The sequence below is a fragment of the Lysobacter sp. HA35 genome, from assembly GCF_054061195.1.
Genome location: NZ_JBSSDY010000001.1, coordinates 2,361,711 through 2,388,233, shown reverse-complemented (window position 1 = coordinate 2,388,233; position 26,523 = coordinate 2,361,711). Strand labels below are relative to the sequence as shown.

Annotated in this window: 16 protein-coding genes; 9 read left to right on the top strand and 7 right to left on the bottom strand. The window is 67.1% G+C overall.

Translation table 11 applies throughout. The features are described from left to right. Positions 1 to 57 precede the first annotated feature (57 nt). The 9 genes from ACVWZN_RS11650 to ubiB all read left to right on the top strand — a co-directional run bounded on the left by ACVWZN_RS11650 (position 58) and on the right by ubiB (position 12,917). Positions 58 to 2,916, top strand: coding sequence for a M16 family metallopeptidase (locus ACVWZN_RS11650; protein ID WP_456953952.1), 2,859 nt, complete (start codon positions 58 to 60; stop codon positions 2,914 to 2,916). A gap of 83 nt (positions 2,917 to 2,999) precedes the next feature. Then, positions 3,000 to 3,314 (top strand): DUF4156 domain-containing protein, encoded by a 315-nt coding sequence (locus ACVWZN_RS11645; RefSeq protein WP_027081622.1) that lies wholly within the window; start codon positions 3,000 to 3,002, stop codon positions 3,312 to 3,314. A gap of 129 nt (positions 3,315 to 3,443) precedes the next feature. Continuing rightward, positions 3,444 to 4,460 (top strand): 3-oxoacyl-ACP synthase III, encoded by a 1,017-nt coding sequence (locus ACVWZN_RS11640; RefSeq protein WP_027081623.1) that lies wholly within the window; start codon positions 3,444 to 3,446, stop codon positions 4,458 to 4,460. Between the two features lie 74 nt (positions 4,461 to 4,534). Further along, positions 4,535 to 5,467, top strand: coding sequence for an alpha/beta fold hydrolase (locus tag ACVWZN_RS11635; protein WP_456953951.1), 933 nt, complete (start codon positions 4,535 to 4,537; stop codon positions 5,465 to 5,467). A 96-nt stretch (positions 5,468 to 5,563) separates the two neighbouring features. After that, positions 5,564 to 7,807, top strand: a complete 2,244-nt coding sequence (locus tag ACVWZN_RS11630; protein ID WP_456953950.1) for a hypothetical protein — start codon at positions 5,564 to 5,566, stop codon at positions 7,805 to 7,807. Positions 7,808 to 7,853: 46 nt separating this feature from the next. Beyond that, positions 7,854 to 9,533 (top strand): olefin beta-lactone synthetase, encoded by a 1,680-nt coding sequence (gene oleC, locus ACVWZN_RS11625; protein ID WP_456953949.1) that lies wholly within the window; start codon positions 7,854 to 7,856, stop codon positions 9,531 to 9,533. A gap of 37 nt (positions 9,534 to 9,570) precedes the next feature. Beyond that, positions 9,571 to 10,575: a 2-alkyl-3-oxoalkanoate reductase gene (gene oleD / locus ACVWZN_RS11620; protein WP_456953948.1), complete on the top strand. Its 1,005-nt coding sequence runs from the start codon at positions 9,571 to 9,573 to the stop codon at positions 10,573 to 10,575. 42 nt (positions 10,576 to 10,617) lie between these two features. Next, the gene (locus ACVWZN_RS11615; protein WP_456953947.1) at positions 10,618 to 11,259 is read left to right on the top strand and encodes a ubiquinone biosynthesis accessory factor UbiJ; all 642 of its coding nucleotides are present in this window, start codon (positions 10,618 to 10,620) and stop codon (positions 11,257 to 11,259) included. Then, positions 11,256 to 12,917 carry a ubiquinone biosynthesis regulatory protein kinase UbiB gene (ubiB, locus tag ACVWZN_RS11610; protein WP_456953946.1) on the top strand — a complete coding sequence of 554 codons (1,662 nt, stop codon included), beginning with the start codon at positions 11,256 to 11,258 and terminating at the stop codon, positions 12,915 to 12,917. Before ACVWZN_RS11615 ends, ubiB begins: the two co-directional genes overlap by 4 nt. 81 nt (positions 12,918 to 12,998) lie before the next feature. Here ubiB and ACVWZN_RS11605 read toward each other — a convergent pair whose 3' ends face one another. The 7 genes from ACVWZN_RS11605 to ACVWZN_RS11575 form a co-directional block, all read right to left on the bottom strand. Further along, positions 12,999 to 15,782, bottom strand: coding sequence for a M16 family metallopeptidase (locus ACVWZN_RS11605; protein ID WP_456953945.1), 2,784 nt, complete (start codon positions 15,780 to 15,782; stop codon positions 12,999 to 13,001). A 132-nt stretch (positions 15,783 to 15,914) separates the two neighbouring features. After that, positions 15,915 to 17,435, bottom strand: coding sequence for a tryptophan halogenase family protein (locus ACVWZN_RS11600; protein ID WP_456953944.1), 1,521 nt, complete (start codon positions 17,433 to 17,435; stop codon positions 15,915 to 15,917). A gap of 7 nt (positions 17,436 to 17,442) precedes the next feature. Beyond that, a complete protein-coding gene (locus ACVWZN_RS11595) occupies positions 17,443 to 18,456 on the bottom strand; it encodes a cupin-like domain-containing protein (RefSeq protein ID WP_456953943.1) in 1,014 nt (337 codons plus the stop codon). Further along, positions 18,440 to 19,147, bottom strand: coding sequence for a SapC family protein (locus ACVWZN_RS11590; protein WP_456953942.1), 708 nt, complete (start codon positions 19,145 to 19,147; stop codon positions 18,440 to 18,442). Before ACVWZN_RS11590 ends, ACVWZN_RS11595 begins: the two co-directional genes overlap by 17 nt. A 1-nt stretch (position 19,148) precedes the next feature. Then, positions 19,149 to 20,699 carry a tryptophan halogenase family protein gene (locus ACVWZN_RS11585; RefSeq protein ID WP_456953941.1) on the bottom strand — a complete coding sequence of 517 codons (1,551 nt, stop codon included), beginning with the start codon at positions 20,697 to 20,699 and terminating at the stop codon, positions 19,149 to 19,151. Between the two features lie 85 nt (positions 20,700 to 20,784). Continuing rightward, on the bottom strand, positions 20,785 to 23,817 hold the full coding sequence (locus ACVWZN_RS11580; RefSeq protein WP_456953940.1) for a TonB-dependent receptor: 3,033 nt from the start codon (positions 23,815 to 23,817) through the stop codon (positions 20,785 to 20,787). A gap of 163 nt (positions 23,818 to 23,980) precedes the next feature. Continuing rightward, positions 23,981 to 26,509 (bottom strand): glycoside hydrolase family 3 N-terminal domain-containing protein, encoded by a 2,529-nt coding sequence (locus tag ACVWZN_RS11575; RefSeq protein ID WP_456953939.1) that lies wholly within the window; start codon positions 26,507 to 26,509, stop codon positions 23,981 to 23,983. Positions 26,510 to 26,523: the final 14 nt, after the last annotated feature.

The window sequence follows — 26,523 nt, the reverse complement described above, 5'->3', positions numbered from 1 at the left end:
GTGCCGCTCGGCTAGCATCCAGCGGCCGGCCCGATCGCCGGCGTCTGGAGCGTTTCGATGTCCCGTCTTCCCGTTCGCCTTACCGCGCTCGCCCTCGGCATTGCCTTCGCCGTCGGTGCGCCGTCGACCCTGATCGCTGCGCCCGCGGTCGCCGCGTCCACCCGCGCGCCTGCGCCGCTCGACATCCCCTACGAGCGTTTCGTGCTGCCCAATGGCCTGACCGTGCTGGTGCACGAGGACCACAAGGCGCCGGTCGTCGCGGTCGCGGTCTGGTACCACGTGGGGTCGAAGGACGAACCGACCGGCAAGACCGGCTTCGCGCACCTGTTCGAGCACCTGATGTTCAACGGCTCGGAAAACCATCCGGGCGAGTTCTTCGAGCCCTTCGAGCAGGCCGGCGCCACCGGCCAGAACGGCACGACCTGGCTCGACCGCACCAACTACTACGAAACCGTGCCCACCACCGCGCTCGACATGGCGCTGTGGATGGAGTCCGACCGCATGGGCCACCTGCTCGGCGCGATCGACAAGAAGACGCTCGACGAACAGCGCGGCGTCGTCCAGAACGAGAAGCGCCAGGGCGAGAACGAGCCCTACGGCCGCGTCGACGAACGCATGCTGCTGCAGACGTTCCCGGCGAATCACCCGTACCACCACGACACCATCGGCTCGATGGCCGACCTCGACGCGGCCTCGCTCGAGGACGTCAAGAACTGGTTCCGTGGCTACTACGGCGCGGCCAACACCGTGCTCGTGATGTCGGGCGACATCGACGTCGCCACCGCGAAAGCCAAGGCGCTGAAGTATTTCGGCGACATCCCGGCCGGCCCGCCGGTCGCGCGCCAGGCCAAGTGGGTCGCCGCGCGCACCGCGTCCACGCGTGACCAGATGGACGACCGCGTCGCGCAGACGCGCATCTATCGCGAATGGAACATCCCGGGCCGCGGCGAGCGCGACCTCACGCTGCTCGATCTCGCCGCCGACGTGCTGGGCGGCAGCAAGACCTCGCGCCTGTACCAGCGCCTGGTCTACAAGGATCACCTCGCCGACGACGTCTCCGTCGGTATCACGCCGTTCGAGCTCGCCAGCCAGTTCGTGCTGCAGGTGGACGTCAAGAAGGGCATCGACCCGAAGAAGGTGGAAGCCGCGGTGGCGGACGAGTGGGCGAAGTTCCTGGCCACCGGCCCGACGCAGGAAGAACTCACACGCCTGCAGGCCGCGAATCGCGCAGGCGTGGTGCGTGCGCTGGAGCGTGACGCCGGCAAGGCGACGCAGCTCGCGGAAGGCCAGGTCTACCTCGGCAATCCCGATGCGTGGAAGCAGTCGTTCGAGTGGAACCAGAAGGCCACGCGCGCCGACGTGCTGAAGGCCGCGAAGACCTGGGTCGCGCGTGGCGATTACACGCTCACCGTCGTGCCGACCACTGGCACACCGAAGGACGAGACCGTTGCCGGCCTGCCGGCGGGCCAGCGCCCGGCCGATATCCCGGGCAAGCCGACCACCGCGTTCACCGTCGCCAAGTCCGACGTCGATCGCAAGACCGGCGTGCCCGCGGTCGACCACTATCCCGACCTCACGTTCCCGTCGGTGCAGCGCGGCCACCTGAAGAACGGCATCGAAGTCGTGCTGGCCGAACGCCACAGCGTGCCGGTGGTCAACGTCAGCCTGCAGTTCGACGCCGGCTACGCCAGCGACGTCGGCCGCAAGCTCGGCACCGCCGCGTTCACCGCCGCGATGCTCGACGAAGGCACGGCCAAGCTCGATTCGGTCGAGATCGCCAAGCAGCGCGAGCGCCTCGGCATGGGCCTGTCGACCGGTTGCGGCCTCGACAGCTGCAGCGTCACCGGCAACATGCTGAGCGACGAGCTGGCGCCGTCGCTCGACCTGCTCGCTGACGTGGTGCGCAACCCTGCGTTCCGTCCCGCCGACATGGAGCGCGTGCGCGCGCAGTGGATCGCCGGCATCGCGCAGGAGAAGACGCAGCCGACGGGCATCGCGCTGCGCACGCTGCCGCCGCTGCTGTACGGCGATGGCCATCCGTATGCGATCCCGTTCTCCGGCACGGGTACCGAAGCCAGCATCGCGTCGCTGACCGCGAACGACCTCACCGCATGGCGTGCGGCGTGGCTGCGTCCTGACAACGTGCGCATCATCGTTGCTGGTGACACCACGCTGCCGGCGATCACGCAGCAGCTCGACAAGGTGTTCGCCGAATGGACGCCGCCGTCGGTCGTGAAGGGCACGAAGTCGGTGCCACAGGTGACCGCGCAGACCAAGCCGCGCGTGTTCCTGATCGACAAGCCGGGCGCGCAGCAGTCGCTGATCCTTGCCGGCCTGCTCGCGCCGTCGACGACGGTGGCGAACAACCTGCCGATCCAGACGATGAACTCCGCGTTCGGCGGCACGTTCACCTCGCGCCTCAACATGAACCTGCGCGAGGACAAGCACTGGGCGTACGGCGCGTATTCCTTCATGTACGACGCGCTCGGCCAGCGTCCTTACATGCTGTATGCGCCGGTGCAGACCGACAAGACGAAGGAATCGGCGGCGGAGATCCTGCGCGAAGTGCGCGACGTCGTCGGCCCGCGTCCGCTCAGCGATACCGAGATCACCAAGATCAAGGTCAACGACGTGCGCAGCCTGCCGGGCAGCTACGAAACCACCGGTGCCGTGCTCGGCGCGCTGGCGGACAACGTGCTGTACGGGCGTCCCGATGATTACGTCGCGACGCTGCGCGAGCGTATCGAAGCGCAGAAGGATGCCGAGGTGCAGTCCGCGGCGACCCAGCTTCTGCATCCCGACGCGCTCACCTGGGTGATCGTCGGCGACCTGTCGAAGATCGAGAAGGGCGTGCGCGAGTTGAACCTCGGCGACGTGCAGGTGGTCGACGCCGACGGCAAGCCCGTCACCAAGTAACGCCGCAGGGGTTTCGCGGTTCAGACGCGCGGGGCGACAATCCCGCGCGTCGTCGTTCATGGAGCCTGCCCGTGCCGCATCCGATCCGTCTCGCCGCCGTCGTATCGCTGGTCCTCGCCGCCACCGCCTGCACCTGGGTGCCGATGCAGCAGGGCGCCGCCGCCGTCGAGGTGCGCGCGATGGGCGCGTCCACCACGGGCTGCACCAAGCTCGGCGAAATCGAAGGCAACGTCACCGATCGCGTCGCCCTGTACGAGCGCAACCCGCTGCGCGTGCAGGAAGAACTGGAGACGATGGCGCGCAACGAGGCCGTCGGCCTCAACGCCAATACGGTCGTGGCGCTGGAAGCCCCGCACGACGGGCGCCAGCGCTTCGGCGCCTGGCGCTGCACGCACTAGTTCGGACGGACGGTATCCAAGCGGCCGCAGAACGCGGCTGAACAGCGACAGGCGTCGCCGTACGCTGGCGTGCGCGCTACCCGGCCGCGCGTTAAGCTTGCGTGTTCCACGCCTTTGCGAGTCGTCCCCATGCTGTTTCAACACGTCGCCATCGCCGGCCTAGCGCACATCGATGCGCCGCGCCGCCTCACGACGGACGAAATCAACGCGCGGCTGCAGCCGACGCTGGATCGCTTGGGCATCAAGACCGACGTCATCAAGGACATCGCCGGTGTCGACGCACGTCGTCTTTGGGACGGGCCGATGCTGGCCTCCGATGCCGCGACGCTCGCCGCGGTGAAGGCGCTGGCCGATGCCGGCGTCGATCCCTCGCGCATGGGGCTTCTCGTCAATACGTCGGTGAGCCGCGATTACCTGGAGCCCTCCACGGCGTCGATCGTGTCGGGCAACCTCGGCATGCCCGATACCTGCCAGAACTTCGACGTCGCCAATGCGTGCCTTGCCTTCATCAACGGCATGGACATCGCGGCGCGCATGATCGAGCGCGGCGAGATCGACTACGCGCTGGTCGTCGACGGTGAAACCGCGGACCTCGCCTACGAGAAGACCATCGAGCGCCTTACCCGCGACGACGTCACCGAGGAAGCATTCCGCAACGAACTCGCCACGCTGACGTTGGGCTCCGGCGCCGCGGCCATGGTGCTCGCGCGTGCCGAACTCGCGCCGGGCGCACCGCGATACAAGGGCGGCGTCACGCGCGCGGCGACGGAGTGGAACAAGCTCTGCCGCGGCAACCTCGACGGTATGGTTACCGACACGCGCCAGCTGCTGATCGAAGGCGTCAAGCTCGCGCAGAAGACGTTCCAGGTCGCGCGCCAGAAGCTGGGTTGGGTGGCTGAGGAACTCGACGAATTCGTCGTGCACCAGGTCAGCAAGGTGCACACCGCCGCATTCACCAAGGCGATGGGCATCGATCCGAAGAAGGTACTCACCATCTTCGGCGAGCACGGCAACATCGGCCCGGCGTCGGTGCCGATCGTGCTGAGCAAGCTGCGCGAGATGGGCCGCCTGAAGAAGGGCACGCGCATCGCGCTGCTCGGTATCGGTTCGGGCCTGAACTGCTCGATGGCCGAAGTCGTCTGGTGACGCGCAACCGCGCCACGTTCTGATTCGCCGCGGCCGCCTCGTGCGGCCGTGTGCTTTGCGAGACGCGAAACGCGATGGATCCCGCGCACCTTCCCGATTACCCGTTCACGCCGCAGCGCTTCGAGGTGCGGCCCGGCATTTCGATGTCGTACCTCGACGAAGGCCCGTGCGATGGCGAGGTCGTGGTCATGCTCCACGGCAACCCGTCGTGGAGTTACTACTGGCGCCATCTCGTGCTCGGCCTGCGCGACCGCTATCGCTGCATCGTGCCCGACCACGTCGGCATGGGCCTGTCGGACAAGCCGGACGACGGCGGCGACACGTTGCCGCCGCGCACGCCGATCACAGGCAAGTACGAATACACGCTGCAGTCGCGCGTCGACGATCTCACCGCGCTGCTCGCGCATCTCGGCATCACCGGTCCGGTAACACTGGCGGTGCACGACTGGGGCGGCATGATCGGCTTCGGCTGGGCGATCTCGCACATGCCGCAGGTCAAGCGCCTGGTCATTCTCAACACCGCGGCGTTTCCGTTGCCTGCCGCGAAACCGATGCCGTGGCGGTTGTCGCTCGGTCGTGATTCAACGATCGGCGCGTGGCTGATCCGTCGCTTCAACCTGTTCGCGCGCGGCGCGTCGCGCTTCGGTGTGTCGCGACCTATGCCGCGCGACGTGCGCGATGCATTCGATTCGCCGTACCACGGCTGGACGAACGCGATCTCCACGATCCGTTTCATGCAGGATATCCCGCTGCACGAAGGCGACCGCGCCTGGCCGTTGCTCGCCGAGGTCGGTGCACGCCTGCCGCAGTTCGCCGATCGTCCCGTCTTCATCGGCTGGGGCCTGCGCGACTTCGTTTTCGACAAGCACTTCCTCGACGGCTTCCGCCGCGCATTGCCGAATGCCGAAGTGCATGCGTTCGACGATGCGAATCACTACGTGCTGCAGGACAAGCACGAGGTGCTGGTGCCGGCGATTCGCGATTTCCTGGAACGCAATCCGGCCTGACACCAGGCGACCGTTCGTCGCCTTCGGATTTGTCCGATGCCCGGCGCGCCGGCGACCCGTCTAGTCTCGCGCCATCGCCCAAGGGGAGAGGACGCGATGAGCACGGAACGCAGTCAGCGGTCGCAGTGGATGGCAGGCGCCGCCTTGGCGCTATCGGTCGCCTTGCCGGCGGTCGCGCAACAGAACATGGGGCCGCCGCGCCTGCCACGCATCGCGATGGCGGCGGCGACACCCGCGGCCATCGCAGCGCGCCCCGGCCTTGCGCCGAAAGCACCGGTACCTGCAGTCATCCTGCGCCCGGACAGCACCGCCGCGTTGCCGACGTCGTTGCACGTCACACGCCAGTACACGCTCGCGGCATTGCGCGCGCAGCCGGTCGTCGCGCTCGGTGCGGAACGCGTCAACTTCAAGCCGCTGCTCGCGAATCCGCGCGCCCCGTTCAACATCGCGCAACGCTTGCAGCGCACGCCGCAGCTGGCCGAGGTCACGCTCGACGACACCCGCGTGCTCGAAGTCGACCAAGGGCTCGTCGTGCACACCGTCGTCGGCTACCGCATCCATCCCGGTACCTGCACCGATCGCACGCGCCGCGCGCAACTCGCCGAGACCGGCGTGCAGTGCTTCGCGCGGCTCGACGCAGCTGCGCGCGCCGAGGCGTTCGCGAATCCACGTGACGCGCACTACGTGGCGGACCCCTCGCGGCGTGCGCAGGCGATCCATCTCGCCGAAGCGAAGGCCGGAGAAGTGCGCGCCAAGATCGCGCATGACATCGCGACGTTGCGCGGCTCGCTCGCCGATCCGACGAAACGCTCCGCGATCGATGCACGCTTCGGTGCGGGCGTGGCGGCGCATCTCGCAACGCTCGACGATGCCCAGCTCGAGGAGGACGTCGTCAACGCCGGCGAAACGCGCGTCGAGCAGGTGATGTTCGTGCCTGCGGACGGCCATGTCGATCCGACGCGTTATGCGGACATGGGCCGCGTGGTCGACTTCGGTGCCGCACGCGACACGAAGGGCGGAGCCGGCGGCGTGTTGCCGCATCCGGGCGTGCAGGGGCTGGACAGTCTCGCCAAGCTTTCACAGCACGCCGCGAGCGAGCCTGCGGACGCCGACGTCGATCCGCATGTCTTCCTCACCGGTTTCACGCTGGGTCGCGCCTACGAATGGCGCCAGCGCATCGAGACCACGATCAGCTGGTGCTTCATCGGCTGCGACGAGACGTATTACGCCGAGCTCTACGCGGGGTTCGACTACGGCTTTGGCCTGCGCTTCCCGCTCGTCGTCGGCGGCCATTACCACTATGCCGGCGCCGGCTCGTACGGCCTGTTTACCCCGGACGTGCATTCGATCAATGGCGGTCCCGCCGACTACAGCGCGAGCGGCCTGCCCGGACCGAAGGTCTTCGAAGGCAAGGAACTCGTCGCGCAGATCGGCGCCTATGCCGGCGCGAACTACGACGTCCCGCTGTTCGGCAGCGGCGGCATCGAATTCAAGATCGGCAAGGACTTCACCGATGGCTTGCCGGCACCGTTCACGCACGGCCAGTTCATGCCGCCGATGCCCGGCGTCGATCTCGCCGGCGACCCGATCGTCTTCGACGACTTCGACCTGATCGGCGGACGCGCGAACTTCGGCGTCGCAGGCGGGCAGGTGTTCCCTGCGGTGCAGGTGGCGCTGCATTCGGACAAACTCGCGCTCACGCTGCACGACAACATCGCCAATACCGACATGGCGCTGCCGGCGGGCAGCGGCCCGCTGAAGCTGAAGGTCGACCCCGACAGCCACGCAAGCGACTTCACGATCGGCAATCCGGTCTACAACCTCGGCTTCCTGATCACGCCCGGTCTGGATGCGCGCCTCTTCATCGACGTCGAGGTCTGGTCGGATCACTGGGACTGGCCGATCTGGTTCCCCGAACTCGCGATCGAACTGCCGCCGGGTGGCATCGATTTCTCGTGCCATGCGGACACCACGTGCAGCCGCGACTATCACTACGGTCCGAAGATCGCGAGCCAGACCGCGGGCCCGAGCAATCCCGCGCTCGTCAAGGTCGTGGCGTGGACCAAGGACTTCGACGGGCGCTGGCTGCCGCGCTGCCCGGACGATGCCTGCAAGACCGGCGTGACCAACGCGCGGCTGAAGGCCTATCTGATCTCCAAGCACGAAGTCGACGATCACCCGACCACGCAGTTCGAAGCGCTCGCGCCGATTCTCGCGGCAGCCGAGTCGACCGCGCAGGCGCAGGTGAACGAAGCGCAGGCGCGCGCCAAGACGGCATCCATGAAGCCGCGCCTGCCGATCAAGCTGCCGACCGTGATCAAGCCCGTGCCGCATCCCTGATCGGGTTCGCTGTCGCCCGGCAGCACGGCCGGGCGACAATGCGAGGGTGACCGCACCCTGCAACATCGCCGCCGCCCTGCCGGACATGGCGGCCCGCCAGCCGGACCGCATCGCGATGCGCTGCCCGGGTGCGCGCGGCCCCGACGGGCTTGCGATGTACGACGTCGCGCTGACCTACGCGCAACTCGACGCACGCAGCGATGCGATCGCGGCCGGTTTGGCTAAGCGCGGCATCGTCCGCGGCACGCGCACCGTGGTGATGGTGAAGCCGTCGCCCGAGTTCTTCCTGCTGATGTTCGCGCTGTTCAAAACGGGCGCGGTGCCGGTGCTGGTCGATCCCGGAATCGACAAGCGCGCCTTGCGTCAGTGTCTCGACGAAGCCGAGCCCGACGCGTTCATCGGCATCCCGCTTGCGCATATCGCACGCGTGCTGCTCGGCTGGTCGAAGAGCGCGCGTATTCGCATCACCACCGGGCGTCGCGCGCTTCTCGCCGACGACACGCTTGCGCATGTCGAAGCAGACGGTGCGAATGCGAGCCCGCAGCTCGCCGACACGCAGCCCGACGACATCGCCGCGATCCTGTTCACCAGCGGCTCCACCGGCGTGCCCAAGGGCGTGGTGTATCGACATCGCCATTTCGTCGCGCAGATCGAGCTGATGCGCGAAGCGCTCGGCATCCGCGAAGGCGAGGTCGACTTCCCGACGTTCCCGCCGTTCGCATTGTTCGGTCCCGCGCTTGGGCTCACGTCGATCATTCCCGACATGGACGCCACGCGCCCGGCCAGCGCCGATCCGCGGAAGCTGCACGCGGCCATCGAGCGCTTCGGCGCGCAGCAACTGTTCGGATCGCCGGCCTTGATGCGCGTGCTCGCGGACTACGGCAGGCCGCTGCCGACGATCCGCCGGGTGACGTCCGCGGGTGCACCCGTTCCGGCGGACGTGGTCGCACGCATGCGCGAGCTGCTGCCTAACGACGCACGCTTCTACACCCCGTACGGCGCGACCGAATGCCTGCCCGTCGCGGTGATCGAAAGTCGCGAGCTGCAGGACACGCGCACTGCGACCGAAAGCGGTGCAGGAACGTGCGTCGGTCGCGCCGTGCCCCCAAACGACGTGCGCATCATCCGCATCGACGATGCACCGATCGAAACGTGGTCGGACGATCTCCTCGTCGGCACCGGCACCATCGGTGAGATCACCGTCGCCGGCCCGACCGCCACCGATACCTACTTCCGTCGCGATGCGTCGACGCGGATCGCGAAGATCCACGAGACGCTGGCCGACGGCACGTCGCGCGTCGTGCATCGCATGGGCGACGTCGGCTATCTCGACGCCGACGGCCGCCTCTGGTTCTGCGGGCGTAAGACGCAGCGCGTGGAAACCGCGAACGGACCGCTGTACACCGAGCAGGTCGAGCCGGTGTTCAACACACGTCCTCAGGTGCGTCGCACCGCGCTGGTCGGGCTCGGCGCGTTCGGGTCGCAGACGCCGGTGTTGTGCGTCGAACTCAAGGAGGGCGTTTCGACATCAGATTGGCCGCGCATCGAAGCCGAGCTTCGCGAGATCGGTCGCGGCCGCGTGCAGGCCGCGAATGTGCAGTTGTTCCTGCGGCATGACGGGTTTCCCGTCGACATCCGCCACAACGCGAAGATCGGACGCGAGAAGCTCGCAGCATGGGCGTCGACGCAATTGAGAACTTCACGCACGCTGCCGGCGGCATCCTGACCATGTCGGCAGCGCAACGTCTTCGAGATCGCGAACCATGAAGATCCTCGTTACCGGCGGCGGCGGTTTCCTCGGCCAAGCGCTGTGTCGCGGCCTGCGCGCACGCGGGCACGAGGTCGTCAGTTTCAATCGCGGTCATTACGCAGAGCTCGACGCGATCGGCGTGACGCAGCTGCGTGGTGACCTCGCCAGCCGCGATGCGGTGATCGATGCAGCGCGCGGTTGCGACGCGATCTTCCACAACGCGGCGAAGGCCGGCGCATGGGGGCCGTACAGCGAGTACTACGACGCCAATGTCGCCGGCACCGAGCACGTGATCGATGCCTGCCGCGCGCATCGCATCGCCAAGCTCGTCTACACCTCGACGCCCAGCGTCACCCATCGCGCGACGCATCCGGTCGCCGGCCTCACCGCCGACGAAGTGCCCTACGGGGACCACCTGAAATCGCCGTATGCGCGGACCAAGAAGTTCGCCGAGCAAATGGTGCTCGCGTCGAACGGGCCATCGCTCGCAGTGGTCGCGCTGCGTCCGCGCCTGATCTGGGGGCCGGGCGACAACCAGCTACTGCCGCGCATCGCCGAACGTGCGCGCGCGGGCCGACTCAAGTTGGTCGGCGACGGCAGTAACCTCGTCGACACCACCTACATCGACAACGCCGCGGATGCACACCTCGCCGCGTTCGATCACCTCGCGCCCGGCAGCGCATGCGCGGGCCGCGCCTACTTCGTCAGCAACGGCGAGCCGCGCAGCATGCGCGACACGCTGATCGCGTTGCTCCACGCGGTCGGCGCACCGCCGCCTCGTGGTTCCATCCCGTTCCGCGCCGCGTATGCGATCGGCGCCGTCTGCGAAGGCCTGTGGAGCGTGCTGCCGCTGCGTGGGGAGCCGCCAATGACGCGCTTCCTCGCTGAGCAACTCGTCACCACGCACTGGTACTCGATGGCGCCCGCGCTACGCGATTTCGGCTGGGCGCCGCGGGTGACGTTCGACGAGGGCCTGGCGCGGCTGCGCGCGGCGAGCAGGTCGTCGGTCGGACAGTAAGCCTTCGTGAAGGCGCGACGGCCGCCCGCCTACAATGCGCGGATGGATGAACGCCGCACGCCGCTGGACACGCTCAAGCCGCTCGCCGGTCGCGCGCTCGAGGCCGCGCTCAACCGCGCGCTCGCGCTCGATCCCGACACCCGCGACAGCCTGCGCCCGCTCGATGGCCGCCGCCTGGTCGTGCGGCTCGCCACGCCGCAGGTCGCGCTGCAGATCACCGTCAACGGCGAGCGCCTGCGCGTCGGTCCTGTCGATGAAGGCGCAGAACCTGACCTGTCCGTGCGCGCCACCATCGGTGGCCTGATCGCGCAACTGCCTTTCATGCGTCGCGACGACGCACCGGCCGTGGGTGCGATGCGCATCGAGGGCGACGCGGATCTCGCGCGTCGCCTGCAGCGGCTCGCCGAACGCTTCGATCCCGACTGGCAGCAGCCGTTCGTTGCCGCCTTCGGCGACATCATTGGCGTGCAGGTCGCGAACGTCTTTGCAAGCACATTGCGTAGCGCGAAAACCGCGGCGGAAGTGCTCGCCACCAACGCGGCCGATTACGTACAGCACGAAACGCAGGACGTCGTCGGCCGCGATGAACTCGGTGCGTTCTACGACGACATCGACACGCTGCGTGACGATGTCGAGCGCGTGGCGGCTCGCGTCGCCCGCATGCAGCCGCGAGGCAACGCGTGACGCCGGTGATCCGCGCCTGGCGCATCGGCCGCGTGCTGCTGCGCTATCGGCTCGATTCACTTCTCGACGGCACGCAGGCCGAGCGCTGGTTGCGTCTTGCGCGTCCCTTCGTACCGCGCGCATCGGCCGACATCGCCGAACTTCCGCGTGGCGTGCGACTGCGCCTTGCGCTGCAGGAGCTCGGCCCGATCTTCGTGAAGTTCGGACAGATCCTGTCCACGCGTCGCGATCTCGTGCCCGCCGACATTGCCGACGAACTTGCGCTGCTGCAGGATCGCGTCAAGCCGTTCGATGGCGAGGCCGCACGCGGCATCGTCGAGCAATCGCTCGGCAGCCCCGTCGGCGAACTGTTCGGCAGCTTCGACACCACGCCGCTCGCATCCGCGTCGATCGCGCAGGTGCATGCGGCGACGCTGCCAGCCAGCGGCCGCGAAGTCGTGGTCAAGGTGCTGCGCCCCGGTATTCGCCGCCAGATCGTGCAGGACATCTCGCTGCTGCGCGCGCTCGCCGGCGTGGTCGACCGCACGCACCCCGCCGCCGACAAGATCCGGCCGCAGGCGGTGGTGGACGAGATCGAGCACACGCTCGACGCCGAGCTCGACCTGCAACGCGAAGGCGGCAATGCGAGCGTGCTGCGACGTTTCTGGGAAGGCAGCGACGATCTCTACGTGCCGGAAGTGATCTGGTCGCACAGCGCCGATCGCGTGCTGACGCTGGAGCGCGTGCGCGGTATTCCCTCGGACGACATCGCCGCGCTCGATGCTGCCGGTATCGATCGCCGTGCACTCGCCGCGAAAGGTGTGCGCGTGTTCTACACGCAGGTGTTCCGCGACAACTTCTTCCACGCCGACGCGCACGCCGGCAACATCTGGGTCGACGAGGATCCGGCGCGTCGCGCGAATCCGCGCTTCATCGCGCTGGATTTCGGGATCATGGGCCAGCTCTCGGACGAGGATCAGTACTGGCTCGCCGAGAACTTCATGGCGATCTTCCATCGCGACTATCGGCGCATCGCCGAGCTGCACGTCGACGCCGGCTGGATGCCTGCGCATACGCGCATTGACGAGCTCGAAGCCGCGGCGCGCGCCGTGTGCGAGCCTTACTTCACGCGACCGCTGTCGGAAGTGCCGCTGGCGGAAGTGCTGGTCAAGCTGTTCCGCACCGCGCAGAAGTACGAGCTCACGCTGCAGCCGCAGTTGATCCTGCTGCAGAAGACGCTGCTCAACATCGAGGGTGTCGGCCGCCTGCTCGATCCGCAGATCGACATCTGGGGCGTCGCGCAGCCGGTGCTGGAACGCATCCTGCGCCAGCGCTACAGCCCCAAGCGCCTCGCGAACGAATTCCGCAAACGTTTGCCGGAACTCGTGACGCACGCGCCTGAAATGCCGCGGCTGCTGCATTCGTGGCTCAAGCAGCAGGTGGAAGGCCGGCACGAACTGCAACTTCGTTCCGCGGAGCTCACGTCGCTGGTCGACGAAGTACGCCGCATGCAGCGACGCACCGTCGCCGCCATCCTCGGCACCGGCCTGATGATCGTCGCCGCGCTGCTGTACGCGCTGGAAGCGGGCGGGCCAAAGCTGTGGTCGGTTCCGGCCGCGGCGTGGATCGCGGGAGTGGCTGGGCTCTGGGCCCTTCGCGCGGGCTGGCCGCGGCGCTGAAACGACGACGCCGGCATTGCGCCGGCGCCGTGATCAATTCGGTTTCATCGCGACGCCCACCATCGGCGCGTCGCGATCGATTCACTTCACCGCAGCAGTTCCGCCCGCAGCCGCCTTCGCGAAATCGCCGGCCAGATAGACGCTGAGCTTCGCCGGATCGATGTGCTTGCGAAGCGCCGCGTTAACCTCGGCGACGGTCAACGCAGAAAGACGCGCGTCGTACTGCGCCTGATAGTCCATGGTGCGCCCGAGGTAGAGGTTGTGCTCGAGCGTCGCGGCCACGGTGCCATCGGACGCGCGCGATTGCTTGCGTTGCGTCAGCAGGCCCGACACCGCATCGCGTAGTTCGGCTTCGGTCACACCGTCCTTCACCAGACGCGCGAGCTCTTCGCGCATCGCGGTCTCCACCTTCGCCGCGTTCTGCGGCGCGGCGATCGCCTGGATCACCAGCGCACCCGCGTCGTCACGACCGGTCGGGCTCGAATCAGCGGTGATGCTGCTGCCTGCGCCATAGCTCAGGCCTTCCTTTTCACGGATGCGGCTGCCGAGGCGCGACGCCATGGTGCCGCCGAAGATGTAGTTGCCGATCGCCAGCGCCGGATAGTCCGCGTCCCCTTCGTTCAACGACGTGTTGAGCTGCGCGATGACGACCGCGTTCGACTTGTCCGGCGTCTCGATCGATCGACGCTCCGGCGCGACATCCGTGAACGAGGTATGGATGCCCTGGTATGGCGTCGGCGATTTCCACTTCGCGAACAGCGATTCGATCTGCGCGCGCATTGCCTTCGCATCGAAATCACCGACGACGGTGATCTCGCCGGTCGAGGTTCCGTAGAAGCGCTGATGGAAGCGACGCACGTCGTCGAGCTTGAGCGCCTTGAGCTGCGCGAGCGACGCATCGATCGAATCGTGGTGCAGCGGATGGCCGACCGGCCAGGGATCGAAGTGCGTTGCCAAGGCGTCGCCGGCAAGCGGGCCGGGCTCCGTCATGTTGGCCTGCGTGCCGGTGATCGCCTGCAGTCGCCGCTGTTCGAACTCGGCGTCGTTGAATGCGGGCTCGCGCAGCAGGCTGGCCGCGAGTGCCAGCGCGTCGCCCACCGTGTCGCGCTTGGAGTCCAGCACGATGCTCGCGCTCTGCAGGCCACCGCTCACGCCGCCGCGCGTGTTCAGCGCTTCGAAGCGCTGCGCGATCTGCTCGCGGGTCAGCGACTTGCTGCCGCGCATGAGCATCGCGCCCGCCATCGACGCGGCCGGATCCGGGCTCTGCTTCAACGCATCGACGTCACCGAAGCGGAACGTCGCATGGACGACGACGGTGTCGCCGCGCGTGTCCTTCGGCAGCAGCGCCACTTTCAGTCCGTCACCGATGGTGAACGTCTCGGTGCGCGCCTGGATGTTCTGCGGCGTCGGGTCGAACGATTCGCCCGCGGCGACGGCAGCACGGCCGGTGAAGCCCTTGAGCGCGACGGATGCGTCGGGCGCCGTCGGGATTTCCGCACGGTCGGGCGCATCGCTCGGGACGAAGCGGCCGAGCGTGTGGTTGGTGGGCTTGAGGTAGGCGCGCGCGACGCGGTTGACGTCGTCGACGGTCACCGCTGCGACGCGATCACGATCGAGGAAGAACAGGCGCCAGTCGCCATCGGCCACTGCGCCGGTCAGACCCATCGCAACGGCGTTGACGTCCGACAGGTTCTTCTCGAACGCATTTGCGAAGCGCTGCTTGGACTGCGCGACTTCGTCGGCCGTGATCGGATGCGCCGCGATGTCCCGTTCGACCACGCGCAGCAGTTCGCCCTCGACCTTCGATGCGTCGGCATCCTTCGGCGCGGCCACGTAGAACGTCGCGAGGCCCGCATCGCGCAGGCCATCTGCCCCCGCACCGGTTCCGGCCGCCAGCTTCGTCTCGACCAGCGCCTTGTGCAGGCGGCCCGTCGGCGTGTCGCCGAGGACGTCGAGCAATACCTGCAGCGGTGCGCTATCGGGATGGGGGGCGCCCGGCACGTGGTAGGCGAGCATCGCCAGGCGCACATCGCCGCGACGGCGCACGGTGACTTCGCGTTCGCCGTCCTGTGTCGGCTCGACCGTGTAGAACACCGGCATCGGCTTCGCCGGTTTCGCCACCGGTGCGAACGCCTTCGCGACCTTCGCCAGCGTCTGCGCGGGGTCAATGCGGCCGGCGACGACCAGCGTCGCGTTATCCGGGCGATACCACGTGCGATAGAACGCCTGCAGTCGATCGATTGGCACGTTCTCGACGTCGCTGCGGGCGCCGATCGTGGTGTGGCCGTAGTTGTGCCACTGGTAAGCGGTCGCGCGCAGGCGCTCGTTCAGCGCGCTGCCCGGCGTGTTGTCGTTGCGCTCCATCTCGTTGCGCACGACGGTCATCTCGGAATCGAGATCCTTCTTTGCAACGTTCGAATGCAGCATGCGATCGGCTTCCAGACCAAGCATCCAGTCGAGCGTCGCGTCGTCGGCCGGGAACGAGCCGAAGTAATTCGTCCGGTCCAGCGAGGTGGTGGCGTTGTACGACACGCCGCGCTTCTTCATCTCGACCGGAATTTCCGTATGTGTCGGCGTGCCCTTGAACATCATGTGTTCGAGCAGGTGCGCCATGCCGGTCTCGCCGTAGCCTTCGTACGCCGAGCCCACGCCATAGGTGATGTTGACGGTCACGGTCGGGCGGCTTGCGTCGGGAAACAGCAGCACGCGCAGGCCGTTGCCCAGGCGGTATTCGCAGATGCCTTCGACGCAGGGGCCGGCAGTGACGCCCTTCGGCGTCGACGGTGCAGCTGCCGGTGCGGCGAACGCAGGCGACAGGGCAAACGCGCAGGCGAGCGCGAGGATTCGGATTCGATTCCGTGACATGACATTCCTGTGGTTTGGGGTCGGCCTCCCGAGGCGCGACGCGCACATTCTGCTGCACCCGGCTTTGCGGCCGTCGGGCATTGCATGAACGGTTCGGCGATTCGTTGCTTCGCGTCGCGTGTGGCGGCCAGCTCAGGCCGGCTGCGTCACGGCCTCGCCCGTCGACCCCGGGCAATAGCGCTTCACGTATTCGAGGTGCGGCGGCAACTGCTTCACCGTGTTCTCGATGCGCGAGCGGATCGCGGCGAGGAACTGGCCGAGCTCCACATCGCCCATGAGGTCCGCCGACGCGTGATGGCTCGCGGGGTGAATGCCCTGGCCGAGCATCACTTGGATCCAGGAGTTCTCGGCGAACAGCTCGTTCGGCACGCGGAACACGCGGCCGGTTTCGCGGAACAGGTCGATGCGATGTTGCAGCGATGCGGGAACCGACATCTCGCGGCACTCGCGCCAGAACGCATCGCTGCGGTTGTTGGCGTGGTAGTGCAGGATGATGAAGTCGCGGATGTGCTCGAGTTCGTTGCGCGTCTGCGCGTTGTATTCGGCGATGTCGTGCGGGCTGATGCCGCCGTTCGGGAACATCTGCAGCAGTCGCACGATGCCGCGCTGGATCAGGTGAATGCTGGTGGATTCGATCGGCTCGAGGAATCCGCTGGCGAGGCCCATCGCAACGCAATTGCCGACCCACGTCGCATCGCGCTGGCACGGCTTGAAGCGGATCACGCGTGGTTCGGTGAGCACTTCGCCGCGTACGTTCGAAAGCAGCGTCGTGATCGCTTCATCGTCGGCGAGATGACGGCTGCTGTAGACGATGCCATTGCCGACGCGATGCTGCAGCGGAATGCGCCACTGCCAACCTGACTCACGTGCGATCGAGCGCGTGAGCGGTGGTGCTTCGCCGACGTGCGTGGTCTGCAACGCGACCGCGCGATCGCAGTGCAGCCATTCCGACCAGTCTTCGAGTCCGACGCCCAGCGTCTGTCCGATCAGCAACGCGCGGAAGCCGGTGCAGTCGATGAATAGGTCGCCTTCGATGCGTTCGCCGGATTCGAGTCGCAAAGCGTCGATGCGCTGCGCATCGCGATCGGCTTCGACCTCCGCGATCTTGCCTTCGATGCGCTTGACGCCGAAGCCTTCGCTGAAGCGCCGCAGGAAGCGCGCGTAGAGGCCGGCGTCCATGTGGAACGCATAGTTCATGCCGCCGCGTGGCAGGTGCGCGAAGCGGTCTTCCTGCGATGCGCGCAGCTCCAGGCAATAGTCGCCGTAGTCGCTGGCGAGCCCGCGCTCGCGGCCCTTGTGCCAGAAATGCTGGAAGCCAGCGGTCCAGTGATCCTGACCGGTCGTGCCGAACGAATGGATGTAGTCCTCGCCAACGTTGCGCCAGTTCTCGAACGAAATGCCGAGCTTGAATGTCGCCTGCGTGGCGGCCATGAACTCGCGCTCGTCGATCTCGAGCAGGCGATGGAACGTCACCAGCGTGGGGATGGTCGCTTCGCCGACGCCGACGGTGCCGATTTCGTCGGACTCGATGAGGCGGATGTCGAGCTCGCGGCCCAGCGTCTTGCCGAGCGCGGCAGCGACCATCCACCCCGCGGTGCCACCGCCTGCGACGACGACGCGACGGACGGGGCGGTTGGCGGATGCGGTGTCCATGTCGACCTCAGCGGTTCAGGCGTTTGAGCAGGCGTGCGCGCAGCTCGCGCGCGGCGTTCGCATCGAGCGGCGCGAGCACGCGTCGTGCGTTCGGTGGAATGTGGTCGGCGGTGTTCGCGTCGGGCTCGAACACGTAGTGCTCGAAGATGTCGCGCCACGCATCGCGTTCGTGCGGCGGCAGGTCGCGGATGCTCATCAGCGCGAGCATCAATGCGTTCATCGGCGAATCCATCCACGCCGGCGACCGACGCCACCAGTAGTTGACCAGCACGTTGAACGCGTCGAGCGCTTCGATGTGGTGCCACCACAGGCTCGGGATGAACACGGCATCGCCCGGTTCGAGTTCGACGATGACGGCGTGCTGCAGCGCCTCCGCAAAGCGCGGATAGCGATCGAGATCGGGCGCAGCGAAGTCGACCAGGCTGATCGCTTGGCCTGCGGGGTTGAAGTCGATCGGGCCGACGTAAAGGTTCGCGAGCTGGTCCGGCGGAAACAGCGTGAAACGACGTCGACCCGCGGCGACACAAGCGAGGTTGTCTGGGACATCCTGATGCGCGGCGATGCGCGTGCGGTTACCGATCCAGATGCTGGCCAGCGCTTCGCGTGCACCGAGGTTGACGTCGTTGTCCGCGCGGAACTTCGGCAGCGCGGTGTCGATCGTGGTCGAGCCGACATAGAGTGCGGGCGGTGACGGATCGTCGAGATGACGCCGCATCGCGTCGAGCATCGCTTTGAGCGGCGCACGTTCGCGATGGAAATTGAAGCCGCTGAGATCGTCGTTGTAGAAGAAGCGGCCGCCGATCGATGACGGGCCGACCATGACGTCCACGACGGTGCCGGGATCCTGCGCGTGCAGATAGTCGATCGCCGCACTCGCGCCATGACATGCGGCCTGCACCAGCGGCCAATCGCGCACGAGTCCACGCAACACGACCGGCCGTGGCGACGTCAGCACGTCGTCGGGCAGCGCGCGGGGGTTCGCGCCTGTCACCGTGCGGATGGGCTCAGCCGCGACGGCCATGACGCGCGTTCATGCGATCGATCAGCGGGCGCAACTGCGACAGCGAGGCGACGGCCATGTAGATCGCCGGGAGATGGCCAGCGGCGCTCAGAGTACCGAGCGCATTGGCACCGAGTTTCGACAGCCGCTCCTCGTGGATCGTGTAGTAACCGGCGAGACGATTCTGCGAGCCGTCGGCCAGCTGCACGTCGAGCACGAAGGCTTCGAGCAGGTCGTGCGCGAGCAGTGCATCGACGAACGCGCGTGTCGCCTGCAGACCTTCATGCAGCGCGAGCAATGTGGAACTCACGCGTTCCAGATAGTCAGTGGTGCCGCCGTGCTCACGGAACACCGCTTCGCCGGTAGCGCCGACGCGCGGATGCTCGAGGTCGATATGGATCACAGGCTCGCCGTCCGCGTTTCCGATCAGGAACGGTTGGCGCGCGATGCTGAGCGGCACGTACGACGCATCCCAACGCTCGCCGTCGAGGAACAGGTTTTCGCCGTCGCGCAGGCCGAGCAGCGCGATCGGCTGGAACGACGTGCCGTCGGGCGTCTTCGCGAACACGATCGGGTAGTGCGCCTGCACGTCGCGGAACTCGGCCGGGAACGTCAGCGCGAGCATGACGTCGTCGCCGAGCGCGGCCGCGTGGCGCGTATCGACGCGCAGGTCGGCGTGGTCGACGTTGTTGAGCAGCGCGTGTCGGGGCATGTCAGATCCGGGGCAGCCCGTGGCGGGCGATGTGGTCGAGCAGGTCGCGGTGCATGGGCAGCGCCGCCAGCATGCGCCGCGTGCGTTGCTGTGCGTCACCGGCGATGGCCGCGGCGCGGTCGATCTCCGCGAATCGCGTGGGTCCGGTTGGCGGCTGCGGCACGAAACCCATGCCGTAGAGGATGTACTGCCAGCTCGCCGACGGGAACACCTCGTCGACGCGATCGAGGTCGTAGCGCGACGGCGGATGGTGTTTCCAGATCGCGAGCAGCTCGGCGAGGCTGTCGGGCACGGACGCCGCATCACGATGCGCATGCCAGTAGTCGCCTTCGCGCCGGCTCAGCACGTAGTGCAGCTTCAGGAAGTCGATCACACGCCGCCAGCGATGTCCGAAGGCCGCGTTGAAGCGCGGCGCGAGGAGATCCATGTCGTCGCGCGTGGCGGGCAGGCGATCGGCGAGCATCGCAGCCGAGAGTTCGACCAGCGCGATCGCCGAGGCTTCGAGCGGTTCGATGAAACCCGCGGACAAGCCGATCGCGACGCAATTGCGCGTCCACGGCCGCTCGCGCCAACCCGGTTCGAACGAGAGCTGCCGCGGTTGCGGCATGTCGACACCGGGTGCGGTGTGCGCGACATATGCATGCAGCGACTCCGCCGCCGTGGCGTCGTCGACATGCGCACTCGAATACACGTAGCCGATGCCGCGACGCGTCGGCAGGCCGATGTCCCAGATCCAACCGTCGCGCTGCGCTGTGGAGACGGTCTGCGAGGCGATGGGTGCATTCGGCTCGGCATACGACATCTGCACGGCCAGCGCCCGGTCGTTGAACAGCACGTGGCGAAGCGGCGTTGCGGGCACGCCGAGCTTGTGGCCGAGCAGCATGGACTGGAAGCCGCTGCAGTCGATGAAGAGGTCGCCTTCGAGCCGGCCCTGCGCACGCAGCTGCAAGGCGGCGATGTCGCCGTCCTCGTGCATGTCGACATCGACGACATGGTCGGCGACGTGCCGTACACCGAGGCGCTCGACGCAGTGCCGGCGCAGGAACACCGCGAACTTGCCGGCATCGAGGTGATACGCGTAATTCGCGACCGCCGCGTATTCAGGCGTCGCCGCCTGCTTGGGTGCGCGGCCGTGCAGGCAAAGGTGCGGTTGCGCGCAGGCCCACTCAGCGAACGGAACCTGCGGTGCGAGCGCGCGCCATGCGATCGCCATGTCGACGTCGCCATGGCCTTCGGGCAGCGAGAACGGATGGAAGTAGCGGTCGCCATCACTGCCATACACCCAGCCGTCGAAGCGCGAGCCCTGTTTGAACGAGGCATCGCATTCGCGGATGACGTCGGCTTCCGACACGCCGATGCGGTGCAGCGTGTCGCGGATGGTTGGCCAGGTGCCTTCGCCGACGCCGATGATGGGCACGTCCGGTGATTCGACCACGCTGATGCGCAGCCCGTCGGGCAGGTCGGCGCGATGTTCGGCCGCGAGCACGCCGGCGGTCAGCCACCCTGCGGTGCCGCCGCCCACGATCACGATGTGCCGAACTGCTCGATCCACGCGCGCTCCCCTTGCCGCGAGACTACCGCTGACGAAAAAGCCGCTGCAACGGCAGCGGCTTCTCCGTTCCGACCGCCGTCCGAGGTCAGAACTTGTAGCGGAAGCCCAGCATGTAGCGGGCGCCGCCCTGCGTCAGGAACTCGACCTGGTTCTTGTTGCGGCTGTGCAGGCGATACGTCTCGTCAGTGAGATTGATGCCTTCGAACGACAGCGACATGTTGTCGTTGATGTTGTACGTGACATTCAGATCGAGCTGCCCGTACGGCTCCACGTAGACCGGATTCGGCCCATTGCCGTCGAAGCGGCCGGTCAGGAACTCGTCGCGCCAGTTGTAGGCCGCGCGCACGGACCATCGCTGGTTCTCGAAGAAGCCGACCAGGTTCGCCGAGTCGCTCAGGCCTTCGAGCGCGAACTGCTGGCCGATCACGTAGTTATCGTACGTGAGGTCCGAATCGACGATCGTGTAGTTGGCCGACACGCCGAACCCGCTCTCGCCGAACATGTGCTGGATGTTGAACTCCCAGCCGTCGAGCGAGGCATTGCGCTGGTTGGCGGGCACCGTGATGCGGAAGTCCGCGATCGGATCGCCGGGCTGGCCGACGATCGTGCCCGTGCGTTCGCCGGTGGCGCTGGAAACGCCGGTACGGGTCACGCCCGGCTGTCCGTTGAAGTTGTCGAAGATGTAGTTGCGGATGCAGACCACGTCGCTCGCCGGGCAGCCGCCCGCGCCGAGCGCAGCGTTCCAGTACGCGCCGCCCACCGGCGTGTGCAGATCGAACGGCGTGTCGACGACCTGCGTGGTGCCCACGTAATTCTGGATGTTCTTGCGGAAGTAGCCGACCGACAGATAGCTCGACGGGCCGTAGTACCACTCGAACGACAGGTCGAAATTCTTCGACAGCAGCGGCTTGAGCGCGGGGTTGCCCTGGTCGCCGGTGCCGCCGTCGACGCGCACCAGGTCGTTGAGCGTCTGGCCGCCCTGGATCTGCGCCCACAGCGGGCGACCGATCGTTTCGCCGAAGCTTCCGCGCACCTTGATCGCGTCGGTCACATCCAGGCTCAGGTCCACGTTCGGCAGCACGTAGCTGTACTTGCCGACCAGCGTGGTGAACACGGAGCCGCCGCTGAGCACGGTGAACTCGTTGGCCGAGCCCCACGAGATGCCGGTGCGTTCGGGCACGCGGGCCGATGACTCCACGCGCGTGCTTTCGTAGCGCGCGCCGATCGCCACGTTGAGCGGCATCGAGAAGTCCCAGGTATCGCTCCACTCGACGTAGGCGCTCTTCGACTTCTCGGTGGTGCGGCGGTCGGTGCTGAAGTTGTTCGACGCGCGGTAGTCCGAGGCCGGGTGACCGGCGGCGACCCACGCCTTCTCGGCGAGGTCGCGCACGGTGTCGAAGTCCCAGACGAAGAACGCGTCGGTGAAGTTGGGATCGTTCGCGCCGGAGAACTGGTCGAAGTAGTTGCCCATGTGGTCGAGCTGCCAGACGCTGTCCGGGTAGTCGCCGGCGTTGGTGGCGCCGCCCCAGGTGTCCAGCTGCACGTTCGCGAACGCCGAGCGGTTCTTTACCTCGGTCGTACCGACGCCGAAGTTGAGCTTGGAATAGTTCTCGAACGAGAAATCGCCCGACAGCTGGAACTGCTCGACTTCCATGCGCTGCAGCGAATTGCGGAACGACGAGCCGGTCACCAGCATCTGCGACGGATCGATCGAGGCCATGCCCGCCGGCAACTGGATGTTGAGGATCGGGAATTCGCCGGAGAAGTCGGCCGTCGTCGTGCCGCGGAAGAAGCCCGCGGTGCCGAGCACGCCGCTGCTGCCGTACGGACTATTGGCGCCCGCGGTCGACGTCGAGTCATGCGCATCGAGCGCGAGATTGAGGCGATCGGTCGCCTTCCACTTCAGGTTGAAGCCGATCGACTTGTCTTCGCTCTTCGTCGCGTTGTGCGCGCCGCCCATGGCGTAGTCGCTGTTGGCCGGGTTGATGATTTCCGAATAGATGTTCGGCGCGGCGATCGGGCCATCGGTCCATGAACTCGACGAAGGGCCGAAGTTGAACCACACCGACATCTCGTTGCGACGGCGCTCGTACTTGTTCTGCGAGTACGTGTAGTCGAGCGTTGCGGTGAGGTCGTCGGTGGGCGCCCACTGCATGACGAGCTGGCCGTTGATGCGCTCGCGCTGCACGCCATTGACGTTGTAGTTCAGGTTCTGCGGCACCGAGTAGATATCGGTGGGGCCGGGACGATTGACGATGCGCTCCGAACCCGGCTGGCCTTCCTGCGGGATCGTGCCCCAGTTGTTCTCGTCGCCGTGGAAGGTCTTCCAGCCGTTGCCCACCGCGACCTGGCTGAAGCCGTAATCGCGCTTCTGGTAGCTCGCGCTGAGGCCGATGCCGAAGCGTCCGTCGGCGAACGTGCTGCTATAGATGCCCGACAGTTCGGGCGTCACTTTGTCGAGGTCGTAGCTGTCCGGCACGTTGTCGGCCGATGTGTCGGCCACCGCCTTAATGCCGAAGCTCGCGCGCGTCGCGCCCTTGTTGTCGAACGGGCGCGCGGTCTTGATGTTGATCGTGGCGCCGATGCCGCCCACCGGCGTGCTGGCGCGGCTGGTCTTGTAGACCTCGAGCGCGCTGACGGCTTCCGATGCGAGATTGGCGAAGTCGAACGAGCGCGTGTTCGGCGCGCTGGCGTCTTCGATGTTGGAGCCCGGCATCTGGCGCCCGTTGAGCAGCACCAGGTTGTAGTCGGGGCCGACGCCGCGCACGGTGACCTTGGAGCCTTCGCCGTCGCGTCGATCGATCGACACGCCCGTGATGCGCTGCAGCGATTCGGCCAGGTTCGTATCCGGGAACTTGCCGATGTCCTCGGCGACGATGCCGTCGACCACGCCCTGCGCATCGCGCTTGAGGTTCATCGACGAGGTCAGGCTGCCGCGGATGCCCTTGACCACGACGGTGTCGAGCTCGCGCGCGCTGGCGTCCTGGTCGGCAGGCGCCTTCGCGGTCGCGCCGGTGGTGGACGTCGCGTCCTGCGCAAAGGCAGGGCCGGCGAGTGCGAACAGCACGGCGGCGGCGAGCAGGCTCTGTTGTGGTCGGTACTGCGCGGACTTCTTCATGAAACCCCCTGAAGCGCACTGCAAATGGATGGGCCCGACGACCGGCCGTGGTGCGTCGGATTGCACGCGGACATGACAGCGTTGTCAAACGGAAGGCGACAGCCGGTCACGTAGAGCGAAAAACACTGGAAAAACGCGGGAAAACCGTGTTGCGGTGCAGCGCTTAGTGCATGTTGCACTGCACCGCATGGTCGGCCTGGGTGTCGAGCTCGATCTGCGAGAACGCGATCTCCAGCCCGGCATCGGCAGTGAGATGGAACACGTCGTCGACCTTGGTGAGGTCGGTGCCGCCACGCGCGAAGCACACCAGCGGTACCGCGACGCGCGTCCACCGGCCGGTCGGAATTTCGGCAAGCGTGGCGGTGAGCGGCACATGGCCGCGCCCCATGGCGATGTCGACCTCGCCGCGCGCGGGCGAATCGATGCGCAGCGTGGTGACCAGCGACGCGCCCGCCATGCTTTCGCGCGAGAGGTCGATCGGCGCGTCCGCATGCAGCGACACCTCGGCGGGGCCGCGCCACTGCAGGCGACGCGCGTCTTCCTGCGCGTGGTGATCGGTCGCGCTTAACGCGACGCCGCGCACGAGATCGCGCGACGGCAACGTGCGCACGGGCTTCGCTTCACCGCCCTTGTCCGCCACACGCAACGTCCAGCCCGGCGCGAGCTTGCCGCGTTCGAAGAACACCGCGGGATCGGTGTCGGCGTTACCGAGTCCCGATTCCTCGGGCAACGTGCCGACCCTGTGCGGCGACGCATAGCTCAGCCCGTAACCGAGCGGGAACTGCGGGTCGTAACCGGGCTGGCCGGCATTGAGCGGCGTCTGCACCGCGGTGCGCGGCCACGAGAACGACAGTCGACCGCTGAAGTCATGACGCGCTTTGCCGGATGCATCGGCGAACAGCACGTCCGCGATGCCGCCACCTTCCGAACCCGGCAACCACGCGGCGACGAATGCATCCGACGCATTGATCTCGCGATTCATCCACAACGGACGGCCCGACAGGAACACCGCGACCACCGGAATGCCCGCAGCCTTGAACTGGCGCAGCATTTCGAGATCGTGCCCGCGCCCATGGCGGAACGCGAGGCTGGGAATATCGCCAAGGAATTCCGCATACGGGTCTTCGCCGAACACGACGATCGCGACGTCGGGCTTGGTCGTGTATTTGCCGTCGACCGACAACTCCGCATGGCCGCCGGCCTGCGATGTCGTCGTACGGATGCCGTCCCAGATGGATTCGGCGTTCGGGAAATCCGCGCGCTCGGTGCCGCTGCCCTGCCAGCTGAGCGTCCAGCCGCCCGCCTGCTTGCCGACGTCGTCCGCACCGTCGCCAGCGACGAGCACGCGTGTGTTCGGCTTGATCGGCAGCACGCCGCTGTCGTTCTTCAGAAGCACCAGCGACTTGCGTACCGCTTCGCGCGCGAGTGCGCGATGCGCGGCGCTGCCCAGTTCTTCGAAATGCCCGCCGAGCACGCGCTGTGAAGGCTTCGGCGCATCGAACAGGCCCATGCGCAGCTTGACGCGCAGGATGCGCGAGACCGCATCGTCTAAGCGCTGCATCGGGATCGTGCCATCGCGCACCTGCTTGACCGTCGTCTCGTACAGGCCCTTCCAGCTGTCGGGCGCCATGTACATGTCGACGCCGGCGAGCAGCGCGGCCGGGCAATCGGTCGGTGTACAACCCGGCACGTCGGCGTGACCGTTCCAGTCGCCGACGACGAAGCCGTCGAAGCCCATGCGCTGCTTCAGCACATCGGTCAGCAGCGAACGATTGCCGTGCATCTTTGCGCCGTTCCAGCTGGAGAACGACGCCATCACCGTCTGCGTCCCGGCCTTCAACGCCGCGATATGGCCCGCGCCGTGGATGTCGCGCAGTTCCTGTTCGGACACGCGCGTATCGCCCTTGTCCTTGCCTTCGAACGTGCCGCCATCGCCGATGTAGTGCTTGGACGACGCGACGACGTGGCGCGCATCGAGAAATTCCTTCGAACCGACACGACCCTGCAGGCCTTCGACGACCGCCGTCGCATAGCGCGACACCAGCGCAGGATCTTCCGAATAACCTTCGTACGTGCGGCCCCAGCGATCGTCGCGCGGGACAGTGACGGTGGGCGCGAACGTCCATTCGAAACCGGTCGCGCGCAGTTCGTCGGCGGTGGCCTGCGCGATGCGCCGCACCAGCGCCGGGTCGTTCATCGCGCCGAGCGCGATGTTGTGTGGATACAGCGTCGCGCCGACCACGTTGTTGTGGCCATGCACGGCGTCGATGCCGAGCAGCACGGGAATGCCGTGGCCGCCCTTGCTCTTGTCGACCGATGCGTCGTGCAGCGCATCCGCGAGTGCGAGCCAATCCTTCGCCGGCGCGTTGTACTTGCCGCCGGGATCCGAGTTGCCGCCGCCGAGCACGGAACCGAGGTGATAGGTGCGCACGTCGTCCGGCGTGAGGCTGCCGAAGTCGCCCTGGATGACTTGGCCGACCTTTTCCTCGACGCTCATCGATGCGAGCAGTTCGCGGATGCGCGCTTCGATGCGTGCGTCGCGCGGAACAGGCGACGTCATCTTCGGCCACAGGTCCGGATGCGCGACGTTGGACGCCGACTGCGCGGTGGCGCTGCCGATGCCGGCGATCGCGACGGCGAGCGAAGCCGCCAGCAGCAGGCGGCGAGGGGCGCGGGACGGGAAGGGCGGCATGCAGTCTCCGGGTC

Excerpts from the sequence above, each read along its gene's own strand:
- ACVWZN_RS11650 (WP_456953952.1), top strand. The coding sequence starts at position 58 with ATGTCCCGTCTTCCCGTTCGCCTTACCGCGCTCGCCCTCGGCATTGCC.
- ACVWZN_RS11640 (WP_027081623.1), top strand. The coding sequence starts at position 3,444 with ATGCTGTTTCAACACGTCGCCATCGCCGGCCTAGCGCACATCGATGCG.
- ACVWZN_RS11635 (WP_456953951.1), top strand. The coding sequence starts at position 4,535 with ATGGATCCCGCGCACCTTCCCGATTACCCGTTCACGCCGCAGCGCTTC.
- ACVWZN_RS11630 (WP_456953950.1), top strand. The coding sequence starts at position 5,564 with ATGAGCACGGAACGCAGTCAGCGGTCGCAGTGGATGGCAGGCGCCGCC.
- oleD (WP_456953948.1), top strand. The coding sequence starts at position 9,571 with ATGAAGATCCTCGTTACCGGCGGCGGCGGTTTCCTCGGCCAAGCGCTG.
- ACVWZN_RS11615 (WP_456953947.1), top strand. The coding sequence starts at position 10,618 with ATGGATGAACGCCGCACGCCGCTGGACACGCTCAAGCCGCTCGCCGGT.
- ACVWZN_RS11605 (WP_456953945.1), bottom strand. The coding sequence starts at position 15,782 with ATGTCACGGAATCGAATCCGAATCCTCGCGCTCGCCTGCGCGTTTGCC.
- ACVWZN_RS11600 (WP_456953944.1), bottom strand. The coding sequence starts at position 17,435 with ATGGACACCGCATCCGCCAACCGCCCCGTCCGTCGCGTCGTCGTCGCA.
- ACVWZN_RS11595 (WP_456953943.1), bottom strand. The coding sequence starts at position 18,456 with ATGGCCGTCGCGGCTGAGCCCATCCGCACGGTGACAGGCGCGAACCCC.
- ACVWZN_RS11590 (WP_456953942.1), bottom strand. The coding sequence starts at position 19,147 with ATGCCCCGACACGCGCTGCTCAACAACGTCGACCACGCCGACCTGCGC.
- ACVWZN_RS11580 (WP_456953940.1), bottom strand. The coding sequence starts at position 23,817 with ATGAAGAAGTCCGCGCAGTACCGACCACAACAGAGCCTGCTCGCCGCC.
- ACVWZN_RS11575 (WP_456953939.1), bottom strand. The coding sequence starts at position 26,509 with ATGCCGCCCTTCCCGTCCCGCGCCCCTCGCCGCCTGCTGCTGGCGGCT.